Raw genomic sequence first — 3,368 nt, forward strand, 5'->3', positions numbered from 1 at the left:
CGGCGACCAGCCCCGCTGGTCGCGCGATCACTCTGCTTCGCGGATAAAGGCGAATCTATCTCGGCTCGGACGGCGAGAAGCGAGTGTGTTCCAGTAGAAGAACCGACGCCGCCGAGGCGGGGGCTCGGTCTTCGCGTAGGTGCCCACCGCGACCTGGACGGTGAGCAGTACCGTGACGGCGGCGGCGACGGCCGTCGCCGCTTGATTGCCAGTGCGTCCGCGTTCGGACCGACCGATTTCGATGGCGGCTCGGTCAGAATGGCCGCCTACAGCGATCGCGTAGACAAATATCGGTAACTACGCGTTCGGTCCACGCCCGGAAATGGTCCGGCGCGAAAGCGACGGCGCCGTCGGTCCGTGGCGGTGGCTGACTTCGGGCTCTCCAATAGATACGCTAAGGTTAAGATTGCGGAAGGCGATCTTTAAGACAGGTAAACGAACGGAGTGAATAGTGAGCATCAGCGCTGGACCGGCCGTTGCCCTGACGGTGGTGGTCGCCAACCTGACCGGCCTGGTGACGAACGTGCTGACCAGCGACTGGAGCTGGACGCTCGGGGCGGCTCTGATAGCGTTGACGGTTGTCGGCGCGGTATTGGCCGGCTTGGCGGCCGCCGCGGGAACCCGCGGTCGCGGTCGAGTCAGCGTTCGGATCGGCGGCGGTTCGACCGTGACCGACAGCATCACCGACGCCGACCGTGCCGCGACCGTCGTCGACCGGGTCGACGGCTCGGACCTGAACCAGTCCGGAATCCACGCCCGCGGCGGCACAGCCCGGCGCCGAGTCAAGGACAGCACACTGACCCGGTCCGGGATCGTCATCCGCCCTTGAGCCGGCCACCTATCGCGGCGCCGACTCCGTCACCGTTGGCCGGCGGCCATATCCCGCCGGACAGCGGCTGCGGTCGCTGGATCGCCGATGGCCTCGAGCATCGCCGCAGCCCGTTCTTTGTACTCTCGGGCCTGTGACGCGTCCGAATCGAGACGTAGGCTGATGTCGCCGAGCCGGAACAGGGTGTGGGCGCGCCGCCCGGATTTGCCGAGCGAGCCAGTGCGCGCACACAGGCCGTCGGCCTCATCGAGATAGCGGCGCGCGGCCTCGAACGCGTCGGACGTCCCCGTTCTCACGGCCGCCTCCGCCAATCCCAGAATGGCGTCGACCTCATTCACCGCGGCCAGCGTGGGAGCGTCGTGGAAAATTTTCCGCGCGCGCTCGAAATCCCGGGTTGCCGGCTCAGGGTTGCCGGATTGGAGGTGAGCGTATCCCCGGCCAAGCATGGTGTTGCCGACTCCGATGGTGTCACCCCGGCCAGCGTAGATGTCCCGGGCGCGGTCGAACGGCGCCACCGCCCTGTCTCCTCGCTGCCGACGAACGAGGACCGCGCCATGGCATTCATGCGCGTAGGCCACGAGATCCTCCGTGCCCGCGATCGCCTCGGGCTGGTGCTCGCGAGCGAGCACCAGCCCGACGTACTCCAGAACGCGGTCGTACCGGCCGGCGGTGAGCGCCGCACTCATCTGGTCCCGTAGGCCGGGGTACCCGTCGCCAGCGGCGATCCGGTGGTAAGCGACCTCGGTCGAGAAATACCCGTCCGACCGGGCAGCGTAGAAGGCGGCAGCCCGCCGGTGGGCGCTGGGACGCTTGCGCTGGCTCAGTAACCGGGTGCTGTCATCGAAAGCCATGAAGTCGAGAATCCACTGCCGGACCTGCGGATGGATAGACCAGATCTGCTCTCCTCGGTCGCTTCGACTCACCCGCATGAACGAGCGGCCCTTGAGCCGGTTTATCAGGAGGGTGTCAACGTCTTCCTCCGACACCGCCGCCAATGATCCCACATTCACCTCGCGAAGCACGGCGGCGGCCTCAACCACTTTCCGCTCCCGGTCGGAAAGCAGCCCAAGAAACTCCCGGGTCAACCACTTAGAGAGCTTCTCTTGGTGCGCCGCCCGCAACCAGTCGGATCCGTCCGTCGCCAACTGATGACGCAGGCCAGCCGTCTCGGCCAGCCAACTGACTATGAGCGGGTTGCCTTTCGCGAGCGCGTGAATTCTGCCGGCTAGGGCTGGGTCAACTCGTTCGGCCGCTAGGAAAGCCATAGTGTGCTCGAGCTCCCAGCCCTCGATCTCCATAGAACCGGCCGCTACATCTCGGATTTGAAAGTCATCTAAACCGGCCAGGATGATCCGAAGTCTGGGCGCGGCCTTCAGCACCGCGGGCAGCACCCGATCCTGGAACCAGGTATCCTCAATCGCGAACGTCTCGGACTCCGCGTCGGCTGCGTTCGCTGCGGCGTAGGTGATCGTCTCGGCCCCGTCGATCAGCAGGGCCGGCGGATCACCCATCAGCATTGCGATCTCGGCCAGCCGGTGGATCTGACGATCTAGCTCCGCCCGACGGCTGGCCCGGGACGACGAGTGGCCTTGGCCGGGCACCAGCACATTTACCGGGGAATTCACCATGGTCGCATGGCGGACCTCCAGGTCGGCGACGATCACCCGCGCCGGTCCGGATTCGCCCGGGAAGCTAGCCAGGATCTTCTCTGCAGATTTTCGCTTTCGGCCCTTTACGTACTTCATGAAAACCCGCGCCAGCGCTCCGGGGATCCGCTCGTCGAAATCTTCACGGAAATCCGACAGATTGATGTGCTCGACGCTGAGGCTATCGCCATGCCTCTTCTTGACCTCCGCCAGGAGAGTACTCTTCCCCATGCCCGGCAGGCCATAGAACACGACAACGGGCTTCTCGTGACCGGTCAGTACGCCGCCGGCCAGCTTGAGCGCCTCTTTTCGGTCGATGAAGCCAGAGCCGCCGCTGGAGTCTTGCCGGTCAGAACTAGAGCCCATGAAAGTCCGCAATCCCCCGAATTTTCAGTCCTCGCCAGCCCGGCTACCGCGGGTAGCATACCGTGCCCAAGCTGCCCGAACCGCCGTGTTCCCAGGATGCCGGATCGCCTGGGATATCTAGAACCGGAGGCGACAGCCGGCGCCGGAGGCGACAATGCTGCCGTGAGGCAGGCTGGGAGCTGGGCACCACCGCGACAGCAAGCTCCATGGACACGTAACGTAATCATCCGACGCAGGCGACTTTCCGCAAGTTCTTCGACCAGATCCACGACCCCTGCCTGGAGGCGACTGTCGGTCGTCCCTATGCGCTGTACGTGTATGGCAACAACGACACCACCGGCGCCGTGCGAGCGGTCGAGTCGATCGCGACCAGCCCGCCTCCATCAGGGCGCTCCTCGCAGCCGCGTACCACCGATCGCAACCCTACGGAATCGGCCGCCAGGCGACCGCCAGCCACTCCAGGTCCACCTGGTCGCCTACCCGGGCCTCCGCCTCGTTGGTGAAAAGCGCGTCGGTCTTGCGCAGAA

Annotated in this window: 2 protein-coding genes and 1 pseudogene; 2 read left to right on the forward strand and 1 reads right to left on the reverse strand. The window is 65.5% G+C overall.

What is annotated here, in order from left to right:
* The first annotated feature begins 451 nt into the window (after positions 1–451).
* Positions 452–829 (forward strand): hypothetical protein, encoded by a 378-nt coding sequence (locus tag U9980_RS25610; protein ID WP_322770273.1) that lies wholly within the window; start codon positions 452–454, stop codon positions 827–829.
* A gap of 29 nt (positions 830–858) precedes the next feature.
* Here the strand turns inward: U9980_RS25610 and U9980_RS25615 are convergent, their stop codons facing one another.
* The gene (locus tag U9980_RS25615; RefSeq protein WP_322770274.1) at positions 859–2,853 is read right to left on the reverse strand and encodes a hypothetical protein; all 1,995 of its coding nucleotides are present in this window, start codon (positions 2,851–2,853) and stop codon (positions 859–861) included.
* A gap of 233 nt (positions 2,854–3,086) precedes the next feature.
* On the opposite strand from U9980_RS25615, the pseudogene U9980_RS25620 reads away from it, so the two are divergent.
* Positions 3,087–3,212 (forward strand): annotated as a pseudogene (locus U9980_RS25620) (flavodoxin); the annotation flags it as partial.
* Positions 3,213–3,368: the final 156 nt, after the last annotated feature.

The organism is Protofrankia sp. Cr1, assembly GCF_963555865.1.
Lineage (GTDB): Bacteria > Actinomycetota > Actinomycetes > Frankiales > Frankiaceae > Protofrankia.